This is a genomic window from Flavisolibacter nicotianae (assembly GCF_003628535.1).
GTDB lineage: Bacteria > Bacteroidota > Bacteroidia > Chitinophagales > Chitinophagaceae > Flavisolibacter > Flavisolibacter nicotianae.
Genome location: NZ_RBCI01000003.1, coordinates 216,435 through 233,286 on the forward strand (window position 1 = coordinate 216,435; position 16,852 = coordinate 233,286).

General features: G+C 51.3%; 9 protein-coding genes. 6 read left to right on the forward strand and 3 right to left on the reverse strand.

Annotation, left to right across the window (positions count from 1 at the left end):
- Positions 1-62 precede the first annotated feature (62 nt).
- From mgtA to D6024_RS09400, 5 genes are all read left to right on the forward strand, one after another.
- Positions 63-2,615, forward strand: a complete 2,553-nt coding sequence (gene mgtA / locus D6024_RS09380) for a magnesium-translocating P-type ATPase (RefSeq protein ID WP_121354352.1) — start codon at positions 63-65, stop codon at positions 2,613-2,615.
- 791 nt (positions 2,616-3,406) lie between these two features.
- Positions 3,407-3,604: a hypothetical protein gene (locus D6024_RS09385; RefSeq protein WP_121354353.1), complete on the forward strand. Its 198-nt coding sequence runs from the start codon at positions 3,407-3,409 to the stop codon at positions 3,602-3,604.
- 329 nt (positions 3,605-3,933) lie between these two features.
- Complete coding sequence (locus tag D6024_RS09390; RefSeq protein ID WP_121354354.1) at positions 3,934-7,920, forward strand: glycosyl hydrolase; 3,987 nt, start codon at positions 3,934-3,936, stop codon at positions 7,918-7,920.
- A 35-nt stretch (positions 7,921-7,955) separates the two neighbouring features.
- Positions 7,956-10,406 carry a glycoside hydrolase family 95 protein gene (locus D6024_RS09395; protein WP_121354355.1) on the forward strand — a complete coding sequence of 817 codons (2,451 nt, stop codon included), beginning with the start codon at positions 7,956-7,958 and terminating at the stop codon, positions 10,404-10,406.
- A 274-nt stretch (positions 10,407-10,680) separates the two neighbouring features.
- Positions 10,681-13,233, forward strand: coding sequence for a sensor histidine kinase (locus tag D6024_RS09400; protein ID WP_121354356.1), 2,553 nt, complete (start codon positions 10,681-10,683; stop codon positions 13,231-13,233).
- A 35-nt stretch (positions 13,234-13,268) separates the two neighbouring features.
- Here D6024_RS09400 and D6024_RS09405 read toward each other — a convergent pair whose 3' ends face one another.
- From D6024_RS09405 to D6024_RS09415, 3 genes are read right to left on the reverse strand one after another with little or no spacing between them, the layout of a single operon-like run.
- Positions 13,269-13,772, reverse strand: a complete 504-nt coding sequence (locus D6024_RS09405; protein WP_121354357.1) for a GNAT family N-acetyltransferase — start codon at positions 13,770-13,772, stop codon at positions 13,269-13,271.
- A 37-nt stretch (positions 13,773-13,809) separates the two neighbouring features.
- On the reverse strand, positions 13,810-14,121 hold the full coding sequence (locus D6024_RS09410) for a hypothetical protein (RefSeq protein WP_121354358.1): 312 nt from the start codon (positions 14,119-14,121) through the stop codon (positions 13,810-13,812).
- An 18-nt stretch (positions 14,122-14,139) separates the two neighbouring features.
- Entirely contained in the window at positions 14,140-15,789 is a 1,650-nt protein-coding gene (locus tag D6024_RS09415) for a CTP synthase (protein ID WP_121354359.1), read from the reverse strand.
- Positions 15,790-16,100: 311 nt separating this feature from the next.
- Here D6024_RS09415 and D6024_RS09425 point away from each other — a divergent pair, with 311 nt between their 5' ends.
- Positions 16,101-16,790 (forward strand): hypothetical protein, encoded by a 690-nt coding sequence (locus D6024_RS09425; protein WP_162944656.1) that lies wholly within the window; start codon positions 16,101-16,103, stop codon positions 16,788-16,790.
- Positions 16,791-16,852: the final 62 nt, after the last annotated feature.

The following is a 16,852-nucleotide window of genomic DNA, read 5'->3' on the forward strand; positions in this document are numbered from 1 at the left end:
CGTTCTCCCGCGGCAAGACCGAAATCAGCCTTTTCAGACAATGGATTGCCTATTTTTTGTGCATGGATCAAATTGGACATCACGAGGCCGGACCGGCCTTCTGGACTTTGCCGCCGGCAGAAGCATTTCGCCTGGTAAGGACTTCGGCTGGTGGCCTGTCATCCTCCGTGGCTGCGCGGCGACTGCGTCGGTATGGTGCCAACAGCATTCATCCCAAACGAACAACCACGGATCTCCTGCTGTTTTTGTCGCAATTCAAAAGCCCTATCACGCTGTTGCTGATTATCGCCGGCGTGCTGTCGCTTACGCTTGGCGAATTTTCCGATGCGGTTATCATCCTGCTGATCATACTGGTGAGCAGCCTGCTGGGTTTTTGGCAGGAGCGGGGCGCCACCAATGCCGTGAACGAACTGCTGAAAATGGTGCAGGTCAGTTGCGCGGTTTTGCGTGACGGGAAAGAACAGGAACTCCCTGTAGAGAAAGTGGTGCCAGGAGACATTGTCGTTTTAAATGCGGGTGATGTAATTCCCGCCGACTGTCTTTTGCTCGAAGCGCAGGAATTGTATATCGATGAAGCAGCGTTCACCGGTGAAACGTTTCCGGTGGAAAAAAAGGCGGGGCTTGCAGAAGGCGATGCGCCCCTCGCAAAGCGAATCAATTCGGTTTTTATGGGATCGCATGTGATCAGCGGCACCGCCAAAGCCATCGTCATGCAAACAGGAAGCGCAACCGCCCTGGGTGATATTTCCGGTCGCCTCCAGGCAAGGACGCCGGAAACAGCCTTTGAGAAAGGCATCCGGCGGTTTGGTTATCTGCTGATGGAAATTACACTGGTGCTGGTCTTTATGATCCTTGCCATCAACGTGCTGTTGCACAAACCGGTGCTGGACAGCATCCTGTTTTCGCTGGCGCTGGCCGTGGGGCTGACACCGCAATTGCTGCCAGCCATTATCAGCATCAACCTGTCCGTTGGTGCCAGGGAGATGGCAAAAAAGCAGGTCATTGTGAAACGACTTTCTGCCATTGAAAACCTGGGGAGCATGGATATTCTTTGTTCCGACAAAACAGGCACCATCACGCAGGGTAAGGTGACACTGAAGGATACACTTGATGCAGCGGGCCGGCATTCGGAAAAAACGAAACGCTTTGCCTGGCTCAATGCTGTATTGCAAAAAGGATTTACCAATCCCATCGACGAAGCCATCCGCAGAGCGATCGATGAGCCCCTTACAGCCTATCGCCTGCAAGCGGAAGTGCCGTATGATTTTATCCGCAAGCGCCTGACTATACAGGTGCAGTCGGGAAACGAAAACCTCGTGATCACCAAGGGCGCATTGGACAATGTGCTTTCCGTTTGCAACAGGGTAGAGGAAGCCGATGGGAAGGTCTATCCACTGGTGGATAAACATGCAGATATCCGGAAGGCTTACAGGTCGTTAAGCCGTTCCGGTTACCGCGTGCTGGGTGTCGCATACACAACCGGTAGCGAGCAAAAAAAATTCACTCGTGCCGATGAAACCAACATGATCTTTTTGGGTTTTATCAGCCTGTTCGACCCGTTGAAGACCGATGTGCTGCAAACAATCCGGGATCTCGACGATGCGGGTGTAAAACTGAAAATCATTACCGGGGACAATGCGTTGGTGGCGGCCAGTCTTGCGCAGCAAGTCAACATAAAAGAACCGCTTATCGTCACGGGGAAAGACCTGCGGCTGATGAGCGAATCGGCCCTCGTTCACCAGGTAGGACGGACACACATTTTTGCCGAAGTGGAACCCAATCAAAAAGAGAAAATCATCCTGGCCCTGAAAAAGGCCGGTCACGTGGTTGGGTTCCTGGGCGACGGGATTAACGATGCACCGGCCTTACATGCCGCTGATGTCGGCATTTCGGTGGACACCGCCGTTGACGTTGCCAAAGAAGCTGCAGAGATTGTGCTTCTCAGCCATAGCCTACAGGTGCTCACCACCGGGATTATCGCCGGCCGGAAAACATTTACCAATACCATGAAGTACATCTTTATGGCAACAAGCGCCAACTTCGGGAACATGTTCAGCATGGCTGGCGCATCGTTGTTTTTGCCTTTTCTTCCCTTACAGCCCAAGCAGATTTTACTCACCAATCTTCTCACCGATGTGCCGGAAATGGCCATTGCAACCGACAGTGTCGATGCGTCGTCGCTCGACAAACCACAACGCTGGAGCCTGTCTTTTATTCAACGCTTCATGATCGTGTTCGGGTTAATCAGCTCTGTGTTTGATTACCTGACATTCGGTGTGTTGCTCTACCTGGTGAAAGCAGACCAGGCGCAATTCCGGACCGGGTGGTTTACCGAATCGGTGATTTCAGCCACGGTGATTGTGCTGGTGGTTCGAACCCGGTTGCCATTTTTCAAAAGCCGTCCCGGCAAATGGCTCATGTTGGCAACCTCGCTCGTGATTGCCTTTGTGCTGGCATTGCCTTATCTGCCGTTTGCTTCCTTGTTGGGATTCGAACAACTGCCCCTTGCACTTTATGGCTATATTTTTTCACTGGTCGCTCTTTATGTCCTGTGTGCGGAAACGGCAAAGCGATGGTTCTATCGGAAACACCGGTCCCCGCGAAAGGCCGGGTGAAATTCGTTTTGCGTTGTCTTTACGCTGCAACTTTCGGAGCCATCACCCAGGATTCTCGTGCCGATACGGTTTTTTTACGGGGTAAACATATGTGAACAAAAATATATTATTCGTTGGTTTTTAGTGTTTTGTGCTGAGGATTAGGATCTAGGGAGAAATAATCTCGAAAAATTTCCATCTCTTTTTTGGCTGTTTGCCAGGATATTTTATCTTCAATCCAGTTTTCATAGGGTACGGATTAAAAACGGGCTAAGGTTTCCACCTTGGCCTTCTTTTTACAAGTTATCCCCATTTTTTACCATTGCTTGCAAAATCGAAATTCAACCAGTAATCTTGTCTTGGTTTTTCATAGGATATTGGATTTTACAGCGGGGCAGGATTTCCATCCAGCCCTTTTTCTTTTCTACCCGGTTACCAGCCATCCTTCCGCCGCGCTGGTAAATAACACAAATTTCATTGCGTACTTCTACGATCAAATTTTCGGTGGTTTACGCGTTGCTGACGTAATATCTGTGGTGTGAAAAAAGAGCAATTCCGCCCTTGTGCAGCAAACTGTGCCCCGCTACTTTTGTGGCAGAAGTTGATTGATAGCGATATCAATAAATCCAATACCAAAAGAAAAGACTAAACACTATCCAAAGAAGACCGTCCAGTAAGTTTTTGTAAAAAATCCAGCACCTAAGAAAGCCAATAAAGTCCAGTATCAGTCAACTTCTTCTTTTCCGTTTAATCCCCACCGCAGAAAACTACCAGCATAACGTTTTAGTTATACATCCAAAGCCAATTGTCCTATGTATTTAAAACTTGCTATTGCGGGAAAGGTAATTGCCTCTGTTCCCCTCAATGTAAAAGAAGCCTCAAACCTGGAATACCTGTACACCAAGCGGTTTTTGCTGACGGAAGCCTGTTCGGCCCTACTGCACTCGCAAAAAGAAAACCCGGTTTATTTCATTGAAGTGGATTCGAAAATGAACCGTTCCGAAGCGTGACGAAGCACCCGCACATGCAAAACAAACCGCGTGGTTTTATACGGCTACGCCGTTGCATAAAGTGAAAGCAACGCCTGGTCGTTGATATGATTTTCCGATCCTGTCAAAAACAAATCCATTCGTCCCTGGCAATTCGTTCCTGCGAAAACAGATAACTCACCGTCGTACACCATTGCAGTCCCCTCCGGAAGAGGGGACTTTGCTATTGTACCTCCATCCATTCCCTTCCCGGTATTGTAATTTGGAAAAAAGAAGGACGAGAGCTTGTATTTCCTTTTCGCTATGCCTTACATTTAAGGACCTAATTTTCTAACGTACACCAGCAACCAATGACAGACCGGAGAGGTTTTTTAAAGAACACCATCATGACCTCAACCGGTATGATGATCCTTCCCTTTCTTTCGTTTGCTGAAAAAGCAGAACAGGAATTAACCGGTGATGAACTGGAAGAGGGGTTTTCCCGTCCTCCGGCTTCGGCCCGGCCCCTTGCGTTTTGGATGTGGATGAACGGGCATATTACCCGGGAAGGGATTTCCCGTGATATCGACGCCATGAAACAGATGGGTCTTGCCGGGGTCTTTATTTACAATGCGGGCATGGGTGTTGCCAAAGGCCCTGTTGCCTATGGCAGTGCCTTGTGGGATGAAATGGTTGTTCATGCCATGCAGGAGGCGCAGAAGGCAGGCCTGCAACTCTTCCTCCACAATTCACCGGGCTATTCCAGTTCCGGCGGCCGTGGTGTGACGCCGGCAATGGGCATGCAGCAACTGGTTTGGTCGGTCGTTCATGTCGAAAGCAAGGATGGCGTTGATGTGATTTTGCCGCAACCGTTTACCAAGCTGGGTTATTACCGGGATGCTTTCGTGGTGGCCTTTCCCGCAACGGCGGAGCGTAGACTGATGCGGGACCTGTTGCAACGTGTACGCATCAACGGAAAAGAAATTGACAAAAGCGTTTTGCTGCAGGCGAATACCGGCGGTGGACTGGAGCTCCGGCCGGAAAGCGATGGGAAGGCAGTGGTGCAACTGGAGTTTGCCGAACCTTTCACGGCACGATCAATTGCAGTAACGAGGCTTTCTGAACCTTCGGTTTCGGTGTACGACGCGGCGTTCGATCATCCGCCGGCGATGGTTTTGCAGCGCAGCGACGACGGCGTTTCATTTACCGATGTATGTCCTGTCAGCATGCCCTTTCTGCGGTCGGTGGATGCACCGGGTATACAAACCTTTCCTGCCGTAAAGTCGCGGTATTTTCGACTGATCGCTAATAAAAAAACAACACTGACCGGGGTGGAGTTGTTTGAAGGCCCGCGGCTCGCCGACTGGGCCGGCAAGGTTAATTTCACCGACCGCGAACAGGCCGAAAAGCCGGAACCAATCGACCAGCAATTTGTGATTGACCCGGCAACGGTTGTTGACCTGACATCACACCTGCAATCTGGCGGAAGGCTGCTGGCAAAACTGCCTGCGGGTAACTGGACGATCCTTCGTATGGGACATACCTGTACGGGCACCCGAACCGTCGCGACACCGGACGATGCAGGCGGCCTCGAGATCGATAAATTCAGCAAAGAAGCTGTTGACGCTTATTTCGAATTACAACTCGATTCACTTTTTTCGCGGCTGAAAAGATTTGCCGGAAATACTTTCAAAGGTGTATTGATCGACAGCTACGAAGTAGGGAAACAAAACTGGACCTCCCGCTTTCCCGAAGCCTTTGCCCAAAAACGGGGCTATCTGCTGGTGGGTTGGTTGCCGGCACTCACGGGCCGTGTTGTTCAATCGATTGAAAGCACCGAAAAGGTGCTGTGGGATGTACGCCGCACGCATGCGGATCTCATTGCCGAAAATTATTATGGTCGTTTCCGGGAACGCTGTGCATCTGCCGGCCTGCAATTCCTTGCACAGCCCAACGGCGACGGCGTATTCGACAGCCTGCAGGTGGGGCGCAACCTGGATGTTCCGATGGCGGAATTCTGGGCAAGTTACCTGCCGGGAACCATCAACCTGTGCAAACAGGCCGTCTCTATCGCCCATGGTTATGGGAAAAAAATCGTGGCGGCTGAAGCCTACACCGGTCTGCCGTTCACAACCAAATGGACAGCCTATCCCTTTGCCCTGAAAAGCCAGGGAGATCATATCTATTCGCTTGGCATCAACCGGTTTGTTTTCCACGTGATCGTTCACCAGCCTTATACAACCGGTTTGCCCGGCATGACCATGGGCCCGTTTGGAACGCATTTCGATCGCAACAATACCTGGTGCCGCCAGTCCGGCACCTGGATTGACTGCCTGGCCCGCAGCCAGTTCCTCTTGCAGCAGGGGCGGCCGGTCGCTGATATTCTTTATTTTAAGGGCGAGGATCCTGCATCGGGCATACCGGATGTCAACTATGTGGATCCGCCGGTGCCCAGAACCCTAAACGGTGATGTGATCGGGCCGGACGTCCTGCTTCACGATACGAAAATGTCGGGCACGACGATCATGCTGGCAGGCGGCATGCAATACCGCTTGCTGATCCTGGCGCCGCTAAAAAAACTTTCGGTACCCGTCCTGCAAAAACTACAGGAACTGGTTGCGCAGGGCATGATCCTGCTGGTAACTGCCCGGCCCACAGACATGCCGGGGCGGGCAAACGAAAGAGAGACCGAAGCCAGAAAGCTTGCCGGTGAACTGTGGGGTGACCTGGATGGACAGGCAATTAAAGAGCGATCCTATGGCAAGGGAAAGATTTACTGGAACAAACCACTTGCTGCTATCCTGGAGGAACAGGGCATTCTTCCCGACTTTGAATTTACATCCGCCCGAAACGATGCGGCGGTTCACTTTACGCACCGGGTCATGGGCGAAACGGAAATTTATTTTATCAGCAATCACCTGCGCAGAAGAGAAGCAATTGTTTGCCGCTTTCGCGTTGCCGGAAAGCAGCCCGAAACCTGGGATCCGCAAACCGGTGAAGTGAATATGCCGGTCGTGTACGACACGGAAAACGGCAGAACCAGCCTGCCTGTCGTACTGGATCATGCCGGTTCGCTGTTTGTCATTTTTCGTAAAAAGATTGCCTGGCGGTCTTACACGGCCATCGATCAAAATGGCGCATCCCTGCTTTCCGCGAAAGCCTTTCCCCCAGTCGTTCAAACTCCCTTTCCGGATGTGACCAACAATTTCACGATCCTTTTTTGGGTGAAACCGGATACCGCTTCCGTTCACCCGAAAGGGCTGCTGATTTTTCCACCGGAAGGTGAAACGGTTTATGGTACCGGTCATGCTGCCTGCGGAATGGCGGCCGGGCAAAACGGCATCCGGATATTTGAGCGGGAAAAAGGACCGAATCATGGTGCCCGTGAAATGATCAAAACAGTGCAGCCGCTGGAAGGCTGGACACACCTGGCGCTTCGTTATAAAGACGGCCAGCCTTCCCTGTACATCAATGGCCGACTGGCCGCCAGTGCCGCCGCTTCGGGGAAAATCGTTCATCCCGGCCTTGGTACGCCGCCGACAGACGAAGCTTTTTCTGCTTTTTTTGAAGGCAATTTTACGATGCCGCAACTGGTCAGAGAGGCACTGGGCGAAGCTGCCATTTACCAGCAGTTTCATGCCGGCTTGCCACCGACTGAACTGCCCTATCCGGTCCGGGTAAACAGGCAACAACCGGGCGAATTAGTGATGCAGGCCTGGCAAAATGGGTTCTACGAATTGCAAGGTGATGGAGCGAAAAAAGCAATTCAGGTGACGGGCTGCCGGGTCGTGCCTCTCCGAAATTCCTGGCAGGTGCAATTTCCCGCGGGTACCGGCGCTCCGTCTTTCATTCAGCTAACCGAGTTGCAGTCTCTCCATTTGCATCCGGAATTTGGCGTTCGGCATTTTTCCGGCACGGCAACCTACCGGGCAGTTTTTCAGTGGGAAAAAAACAAAACGTTTCCCGGTCAGCGGGTCTTGCTTGACCTTGGCCGTGTGGAAGTGGTGGCTGAAGTGGCGCTGAACGGGAAAGCGGCCGGCCTTCTTTGGAAAGAGCCCTTCTTTGCCGAGGTGACCAATTTGCTGCGTCCCGGGAGCAATGTGCTCACGGTCCGCGTAACGAACCTTTGGCCCAACCGGATGATTGGCGATGCCTACCTGCCGGAAGAAAATACCTACAACGAAAACGGTTTTGTAACGCAGTTCCCCGATTGGTTTCTCCACAACAAGGCCAAGCCGGGGCAGCGCATTACGTTTTCGGCGTGGAAAGCACTGGAGAAAACCAACCCCTTGCTGACATCGGGTTTGCTCGGCCCCGTCCGGCTGATTGTGGGCCGCCAAATGACTATCCGCGAATAAATTGAGCTTTCACATTCAAAACAACGAACAGGCACATGCGTTTTTCACATCGGTTTTTTTGTTCCTCAATTTTGGTCCTTGTTACCGGCCGGCTTTTGGCGCAGGCCGATGTGCAGGTGAAATTCGATTCGCCGGCAACACATTTCACGCAGGCCCTGCCGTTGGGCAATGGCCGGCTCGGGGCCATGGTTTTTGGCGGGACCAGCCAGGAGCGCATCGTGCTCAACGAGATTTCCATGTGGTCGGGTGGTGTAGAAGATCCGAATCGTCACGATGCGCATGAGCACCTGCCCGAAATCCAGCGCCTGCTGCAGCAGGAGAAAAACAAGGAAGCACAGGACTTGCTTCAACGCTATTTTACCTGTGCGGGCAAAGGCTCCGGCAACGGAAGCGGTGCCCATGTAAAATTTGGCTGTTATCAAACCCTGGGCGACCTTTTTATCCGCTGGCACGATACGGCAGCGGCAGTTACCGCGTACAACAGGGTTTTGCAACTCGACAAAGCCTTGGCGACGACTACCTGGAAGCGGGGTGCCGTTTCCTTCACCGAAGACGTGTTTGTCAGTGCGCCGCAGCAGGCCATTATCGTTCGCCTTCGCACCAACACTCCCGGTGTACTTTCGTTTGATCTTGCCCTGAACCGCAAAGAAGCGGCGACTGTCACGGCGAACGGGCGGGAACTTTCTTTCTCGGGTAGCCTTGACGGTGGCAATGGCGATAAAGGCGTGTCGTTTGCTGCCTATGCAACCGTGCTGCCGGCTGGCGGTAAAGTGGAAGCGGTCAATAGCCTGCTCCGTGTAACCGGCGGCACCGAATGCCTGGTGATCCTGGGCGCTGCAACAGACCTGAACTGGCCGGATGTGACGCATCGGGGCCCTGAGCCGTTGCCGGTTGCCACCCGGCAGGTAATGGCAGCAGCAAAGCTTCCTTATAAAACACTGTGGCAAAACCATCTTGCCGATTATGCATCCTATTTCGATCGCTGCCGGATCAACTTTTCAGGCGCTGCTTCTGATTCGCTGGTTTCTCTTTCAACTGCCCGACGCTTGCAACGCTATGCTGCCGGCGAAAGCGACACACAGTTGCCCGCACTTTATTTCAATTTCGGACGATATCTCCTGATCTCGAGTTCCCGACCCGGCGGCCTGCCGGCCAACCTGCAGGGGCTTTGGGCCGAAGAATACCAAACGCCCTGGAACGGCGACTATCATCTCAATATCAATTTACAGATGAATTACTGGCCGGCAGAGGTCACGAATCTTTCACGGTGTCACGAGCCTTTGCTGGAATTCACCAGGAATTTGGTGAGGCCAGGCGAAGAAACGGCAAAAGCCTACTACAACACCGGAGGCTGGACAGCACACATGATGAGTAATCCCTGGAAATTTACCGCACCCGGGGAAAGTGCAACCTGGGGCTCTTCGCTTACCGGTGGTGCCTGGCTTTGCGAGCACTTGTGGAACCATTACCGTTTTCATCCGGACAAGAATTACCTGCGAACCATCTACCCGGTACTCAAAGGAGCAGCACAGTTTTATACCGGCATCCTGATTACCGATCCGAAGACCGGCTGGCTGGTGACAGCGCCTTCCAATTCGCCGGAAAATACCTATATCACAGCCGAGGGTTTTCATGGGCAAACCACGATGGGGCCGACCATGGATATGCAAATCGGGCGGGAATTGTTGGGCAACACCATCGAAGCGGCTACGCAATTGGGTGTCGATAAAAGCTGGCGGGACTCGCTGGCCCAAACCAGGCAGCACCTCGCACGGAATCAAATCAGTCCGTCTACCGGGGGCATCCAGGAATGGATCCGCGATTACAGGGAAGCGGAACCGCAGCACCGGCATGTGTCGCAACTCTTTGGTCTTTATCCTTACAACGAGATCAATGCGATTGACGCCCCCGAACTGGTGGAAGCAGCAAAGAAAACCCTGTTGCGCCGCGGCGATGAAGGCACGGGCTGGTCGCGGGCCTGGAAGATTGCTTTTTGGGCCCGGCTCGGCGACGGCGATCACGCATTGAGAATGTTTCGGAATTTACTGGAGCCGGCTTTCAGATTGGATGTTTCTTATACAACAAAAGGGGCGGGTACCTATCCCAATCTTTTCTGTGCGCACCCGCCGTTCCAGATCGACGGCAATTTCGGCGCAACGGCAGCCATTGCAGAAATGCTGTTGCAAAGCATCGGCAAAGAGGGGATCATCCGCTTTTTACCCGCCCTTCCCACCAGCGCCGCCTGGCGCAGTGGCCGGGCAAAAGGCCTTTGCGCTCCCAATGGTTTTGAAACGGATTTTTCCTGGAAGGAAGGGGCTTTGCAAAAAGCTGTTATCCTTTCAACAGCAGGTAACGTTTGCACGGTGGATTTGCCGATTGGTATGCGGGCTTATACGGCCGCGGGCAAACCGGTTGCTCTTCGAAAAATTAGCGGTACGATCGTTTCGTTTGCAACCCGAAAGAACATGAAATATATGCTGCGCTGACAGCAGGTATTGTTGCTTGCGTGGCGGTTTGTTAATGCAAAAGCGCTTGTTTTTTCGAACGGTAATAAGTGGTGCCTGTCAGGGGGATAGGGAAGGAGGTGCCGCTTTGATGTGGATAAGGTAATACCCTTAGTTGCTAAAGGAAAGCGTGCTTTTTGAAAGATATGAGTGGTGGGTTTCCTATTTTTATTAACGTTTATTAACGAGTGTTTTTGCCAGTCTAAAACACTGGGCCCCTCGTGCGGGCAGTGAACATTGACAGAATGCTTTACCTATGACCAACCAATCCAAGCCGGCCGGCACCGGTGCGTGGCAGGAGCAATTAAAAGGGCAGCAAAGACTGCTGGACTTTTCACCGGATGTGCTCTGTTCCTTCGACAGCGAAGGCCGTTTCCTCATGTCCAATACAGCCTCTCAAAAAGTATGGGGCTATTTTCCCGACGAACTGGTTGGCCGTTGCTTTACGGAGCTCGTTGTTCCTGAAGACCGCGAAGCAGCATGGACAATTGTTGCTGCTGCCAAAGCGGATGGAGATGTACGTCATTTTCAAAACCGCACCTTGCGAAAAGACGGTTCGGTTGTTCCTATTCTTTGGATGCTGCAATGGGAGAAGGGAAATGGGGTTGTTTATGCTGTGGCCAAAGATGCCACGGAGAAAGTAAGAGAAGAGAAAACCTGGAAACGCCAGGAGGATCGTTTGTTACGGGCTTATAAGCTCGCCGGCATCGGCTGGTGGGAATGGGACGTGGCCAGCCAGCGTAGCACGATCTCTGACGAGCTTTACGAACTCTATGGTTTACGAAGGGAGGATTATCCCGATTTTACCATCGCACATTATTATACCCTCATTCATCCGGATGACATAACCATCGTACAGCAGGCGAATACCAACAGCCTGCAAGGCCGCCCCAGCCAGTACAAACACCGGATGATCAGGCCGTCGGGTGAAGTGATTTACGTGGTGAACGACGTCCGTGTGATACTGGATGCAAACGGCAATGTTGTGGTGATGTACGGCACCACGAAAGACATCACCGAAAGTAAAAAAGCCGAACTGGCTTTGCGTTCTTCGGAGCAACGGCTCACGCAAACACTGGAAAATATTGACGATGGTTTCATCACCATGGACCGGCAATGGACCGTTTTGTACATCAATCGAAAGATGGAAGAAATGTTGCCGCGGACACGGAAGGACATCGTGGGAAAAAATTTCTGGAAAGAACTGGGCGATGCTGTTCCGCAAAAATATTATTCGGAATACCATCGTGCTTTCGCAGAAAACAAGCCTGTGCACTTCGAAGAATACGATGCGGCGTTGGGCACTTGGGTAGAAGTCAGCGCCTATCCATCCGCGGAAGGATTATCGATTTATGTGAAAGATATCACCGAACGGAAGCAGCAGCAGGAAGCGCTTCGCGAAAGCAACCAGCGCTACGAATACGTGACCAAGGCCACAAGTGATGCCATCTGGGACTGGGATCTGCAAACCAATGAGCTTTTTTGGGGTGCGGGAGTTCAGGCCATTTTTGGTCACCATATCAGTAAGCAAAATGCGAACATGGAAAGCTGGATGCGCAACGTGCATCCCGACGACCTCGAACGGGTGATGCTGGGTTTGCAAAACGTGATCGGACAAACCGGCAACATCTGGATAGACAAGTACCGGTACCAGAAAAATGACGGCTCCTATGCATACGTGATCGACAAGGGGTTTGTGATTCGTGATGAAACAGGCAAGGCTACCCGAATGGTTGGCGCCATGCAGGATATTACGCTTCAGCGGGAAGCCGAGCAAATTATCAAGGTTTCCGCAGAACAGTTCCGCCTTCTTTTTTTCAAAAGCCCCAAACCGAAATGGATTTTCCGCAGCGAAGACTGGCAAATTACGGAGGTCAACCAGGCGGCGATTGACCTGTATGGCTATTCGCGGGAAGAATTCCTTTCTCTGCGAATACCCGACCTGAAAGTAGAAGCCGATCTGCCAGAGTTTTATTCCCTGATGGAACACCAGATCGAGCAATACCAAACCATCGTCCGGCATGTAAAGAAAAATGGCGAAGTTTTCTATTCCGAGCTTAGCACCAATGCCATCGACCTGGCAACCGGCCGCCATTTTATCGTTTCGGGCGATGACATGACCGACAAATTGCGCCTGCAGCAAAAGCTGATCGAAGAAAAAATTGCGGCACAAAAAGAAATCGCAAAAGCCATTCTGGATACGCAGGAACGGGAGCGGAGCGAGATCGGAAAGGAACTGCACGACAACGTCAACCAGCTTCTCACAACGGCCAAACTCTATATCGAAAACATTCACTATTTCCCGGAGCAAAGAGAAGCCTTCGTACAAAAGGGCGTGTCTCTTTTGCAACGGTCGATCGATGAAATCCGTTTCCTCTCCAAGCAGCTGGTAACACCCGTTATGCACGACATCGGCTTTGAAGCCACGATCGAAGAATTGATTTCCCATTACCAGTCGCTGCAGTTGTTCGAGATCGGGTTGCACTACGCTATTTGCGAAGAGGTGCTCGACCAGGGACTGAAGCTGACGATCTACCGGATCATCCAGGAGCAACTCAATAACATTGTCAAGTATGCCCAGGCTTCACTGGTGCAGGTGGCTGTTGAATACGGGGAAAATGAGTTGAAAGTTGTGATCAGCGACAATGGTGTTGGTTTCGATAGCCGCAAGATCTCAAAAGGCCTGGGCCTGAAGAATATGAAAAACCGGGCGGACGTTTACAAAGGCCAGGTTGATATACAGGCCGAGCCGGGTGAAGGCAGCACCATTACCGTAACCTTCCCCTTACTGGAGCAGGTTACCCTATGACGTGTAATTGAAGAAAAGCATAAGGCAATCGGCACTTAAGGGGAAAGCGGTTTCAGCATCCACAAATCGCAGCCGAAATGCCCTGTTTCGCCAAGTGGTTTGTCCAGGTAGTGAAAGCCGAATTTTTCGTAGGTTTTCAAGGCCTGCTTCAGTTCCGGCATGGATTCGATGTAGATGTTTTTGTAGCCGCTGTCTTTTGCAAAATCGATGCAGGCGTGAATGATTTTCTTGCCAAGCCCGATTCCCCTTGCCTGCGGCAGCAGGTACATTTTTACCAGTTCGCAGGTATCGGCCGGCAGTCCAGGCGACGGGAAAATGCCACCACCGCCAAGCAGTTCTCCATTTCTCTCCGCTACATAATAAACAGACCCGGGTGTGCTTTGAAACAGTTCGAACAAGGCATCTGTGGTGGGATCGTAATACACGGTGCCGGGCCGGTTGGCACCAAATTCTTCCAGTGTTTTGCGGATGATGGCTGCAAGTGCCGCATTGTCGTCTTTTCGAATGGTTCGGAGAATTGTTTCTTCCAGTTGCAGCATACGGTATTTTTATGGGCCGGAAAATAAGGGAATATTCCTAGCGTCTGCTAAAAAGGTTTTGTATTTGTGCGGAAAACAGGTGCTGTTGTTTTGCAATTGGTGGCGATTTAGGCATCTTTACCATAAGACCTGGATCCAATGAAAACCTAAACGTATTCAATATCCAGACCGCTTTTATCCAATCCTTTGAAAAGAACCCAGGCGTTCCGTCCAGTAAAAAGATTAAAGCTTTTTCGCCTGTAAAAAAAGGCCCCGGTGTTCCGGGGCTTTTTTTATGTGTAATGTCAAACGTGAAAAGTGAAACAGAAGATTTCGATTGAAACGAAAGGATTTTCGGTTTGATTTTCACGTTCGATATTTTACGTCCTCAGATCATCTCGCTTTGCAGCAGCGGGTTGGTACCGATCAGTCGTTTTTCATTGAATTTTTTTGCGGCAGCCACGAAGTGTACAAAAAGCGGGTGCGGGGCCTCCACCGTGCTTTTTAACTCGGGGTGATACTGGCAACCGATGAAAAACGGGTGGTTCTGGATTTCCATGATCTCCACCAGGCCAGTTTCAGGATTTCTGCCCGACGCGATCATGCCGCCGTCTTCGTATTGCTGCAGGTACCGGTTGTTGAATTCGTAACGGTGACGGTGGCGCTCCGAGATCGTTGGGGTACCATAGATTTGTTGCGCCAGTGTTCCTTCCTTGATCTCGCAAGGGTAGGAGCCGAGGCGCATCGTGCCGCCTTTGGCCGTAATTTGTTTTTGTTCTTCCATCATGTCTACCACCGGCTCATCTGCTTTCGGGTCCATTTCGGTCGATTGGGCATTTTTGATACCCAGCACGTTCCGGCCGTATTCGATCACGGCCATTTGCATACCGAGGCAAATACCGAAGAAAGGCAGACCGCTTTCACGGGCATATTGCACCGCTGTGATCTTTCCTTCCACGCCACGGTAACCAAAGCCCGGGGCAACCAGTAAGCCATCCAGGTTTTGCAATTTTTCCGCGACGTTTTCCGGTGTGAGAAATTCGGAGTGAATGGGCACCACCTGTACCTTGCATTCGTTGACGGCGCCGGCGTGTACAAACGCTTCGAGGATGGATTTGTAGGCATCCTGCAACTCCACGTATTTGCCAATCAGGCCGATGGTGATTCTTGCCTTGGGATATTTGAGCTTGTCCAAAAATTCTTTCCAGCGTGTCAGGTCCGGATCGTGCTTGCCGCTGATCTGGAGTTTTTTCATGACGATCAGGTCCAGCTTTTCGTTCATCATCAGCAGCGGCACTTCGTAAATGGTGCTGGCGTCCGGTGCTTCGATCACCGCTTCGGGTTTCACATTGCAGAACTGGGCGATCTTGCGCTTGATATCCTGGTTCAACGGCTCTTCGGTGCGGCACACGATCACATCCGGGAACACGCCGCTTTCGCTCAGTTGGCGCACCGAGTGTTGCGTCGGTTTTGTCTTTAATTCTTTCGCCGCTTTCAGGTAAGGAATCAGGGTCAGGTGAACGACCAGCAGATCCTCTTCCGGCAATTCCCATTGCAACTGGCGAACGGCTTCAATATAGGGCAGTGATTCAATATCACCGACCGTTCCGCCGATCTCGGTAATTACAATGTCGAATTCATTTTTTTGGCCCAGCAACAGCATGCGGCGCTTGATCTCGTCGGTGATGTGCGGCACCACCTGCACGGTTTTTCCGAGAAATGCACCTTCGCGTTCTTTGTTGATGACATGCTGGTAAATGCGGCCGGTGGTGACGTTATTCGCCTGCGACGTATAGATGTTGAGAAAGCGTTCGTAATGGCCCAGGTCTAAGTCGGTTTCGGCGCCGTCTTCCGTGACATAACACTCACCATGCTCGTAGGGATTCAGGGTACCGGGATCGACGTTGATGTAGGGGTCAAACTTTTGAATCGTCACCCGTAGTCCTCTTGCCTGCAACAGCTTTGCCAGCGAAGCTGCAATGATTCCCTTTCCCAAACTGGATGTTACCCCGCCGGTAACAAAAATAAATTTCGCCATAAAAAAAGTTTACAGTTTACTGTTTGCAGTTGTTTTTGATGATTAGGTGCAGCGCAGAAAAGTCGGCTGCATTCACGATTGACGAATCTCGCCTCACGCTTCGGACCAGCAGGAGAAAACTTCCGGGAGGTCATGCAAACCTACATCAAATCCTGTGGCGGAAAGTAAGTTTTAACAGGGCTGTGGAAAAGTGGAGGATTCCTGCGAATAAAAGCCCGTACACCGGGCATTTGCAGTGGTTGCAAAATGAATTGGCTTGGAAACAAAGCAGATGAATCCTACTATTGCAGCCGCAAACCAAAATTAATTGTATGAATAGCCTGTCCCCTCAAAAAACTACGGTTTTTCTTTTAGCGATCGTTTCACTTGTGTTTTTTAGCAGTTGCCTTACATCTAAAAAAATGGACCGCTTTGTGGCGGAGCAATACAATAACCAGTTGCCGAAGGAAGACAAGAAAAAGAAAGCGGATTTCACCGTTACGTCTGCAATTGCATCGCCTGCCAGTGCCCTGTCAACAACGAAACAAAAAACCAGCAAGGTATTGCCACTGGTCGTTTACTGGCAATATGATTACCGTCACACCTGTTCGCTGAACCCAACGATTGCTGTCACGCAGTTTTCCAATGCAGTCAATACCCTGGCCACGAAGGGGCTCAGTCAAAAGCTGAACGGGCAACACCTGGATCTGACCGTTGAAGAAGCGCCACGGGCATTTGCGTTGGTGGACAAGGCGCACATGATCTGGCTGATCTATGCCATCAGTTGGGATAAAATTTACATGGAACCTGACTTTAAGGACCTGGTGGTTTCCTACAAGGTTACAGGAGCTGGCAATGCCGTGAAAGCCGGTAAGATTACCGTAAAAAATCCCTCGCAAAACAAGGGTATTCGGTTCTTTCAATCCTGGAAGTCGGCAACCTCCGAATACCTGGCCGATTACAATGCGACCATGACCGCTATGACCAAATCATTTGTCAACCAACTGATCGAAGAAATGTAAAATCGGCTTTGCAGTAATAAGAAAAGGGGACAATCATTTGTCCCCTTTTTATTTTAATTAGA

Bases quoted from the DNA above. Each gene is read 5' to 3' on its own strand.
- mgtA (WP_121354352.1), top strand. From the start codon at position 63: ATGGATCAAATTGGACATCACGAGGCCGGACCGGCCTTCTGGACTTTG.
- D6024_RS09385 (WP_121354353.1), top strand. From the start codon at position 3,407: ATGTATTTAAAACTTGCTATTGCGGGAAAGGTAATTGCCTCTGTTCCC.
- D6024_RS09390 (WP_121354354.1), top strand. From the start codon at position 3,934: ATGACAGACCGGAGAGGTTTTTTAAAGAACACCATCATGACCTCAACC.
- D6024_RS09395 (WP_121354355.1), top strand. From the start codon at position 7,956: ATGCGTTTTTCACATCGGTTTTTTTGTTCCTCAATTTTGGTCCTTGTT.
- D6024_RS09400 (WP_121354356.1), top strand. From the start codon at position 10,681: ATGACCAACCAATCCAAGCCGGCCGGCACCGGTGCGTGGCAGGAGCAA.
- D6024_RS09405 (WP_121354357.1), bottom strand. From the start codon at position 13,772: ATGCTGCAACTGGAAGAAACAATTCTCCGAACCATTCGAAAAGACGAC.
- D6024_RS09415 (WP_121354359.1), bottom strand. From the start codon at position 15,789: ATGGCGAAATTTATTTTTGTTACCGGCGGGGTAACATCCAGTTTGGGA.
- D6024_RS09425 (WP_162944656.1), top strand. From the start codon at position 16,101: ATGAATAGCCTGTCCCCTCAAAAAACTACGGTTTTTCTTTTAGCGATC.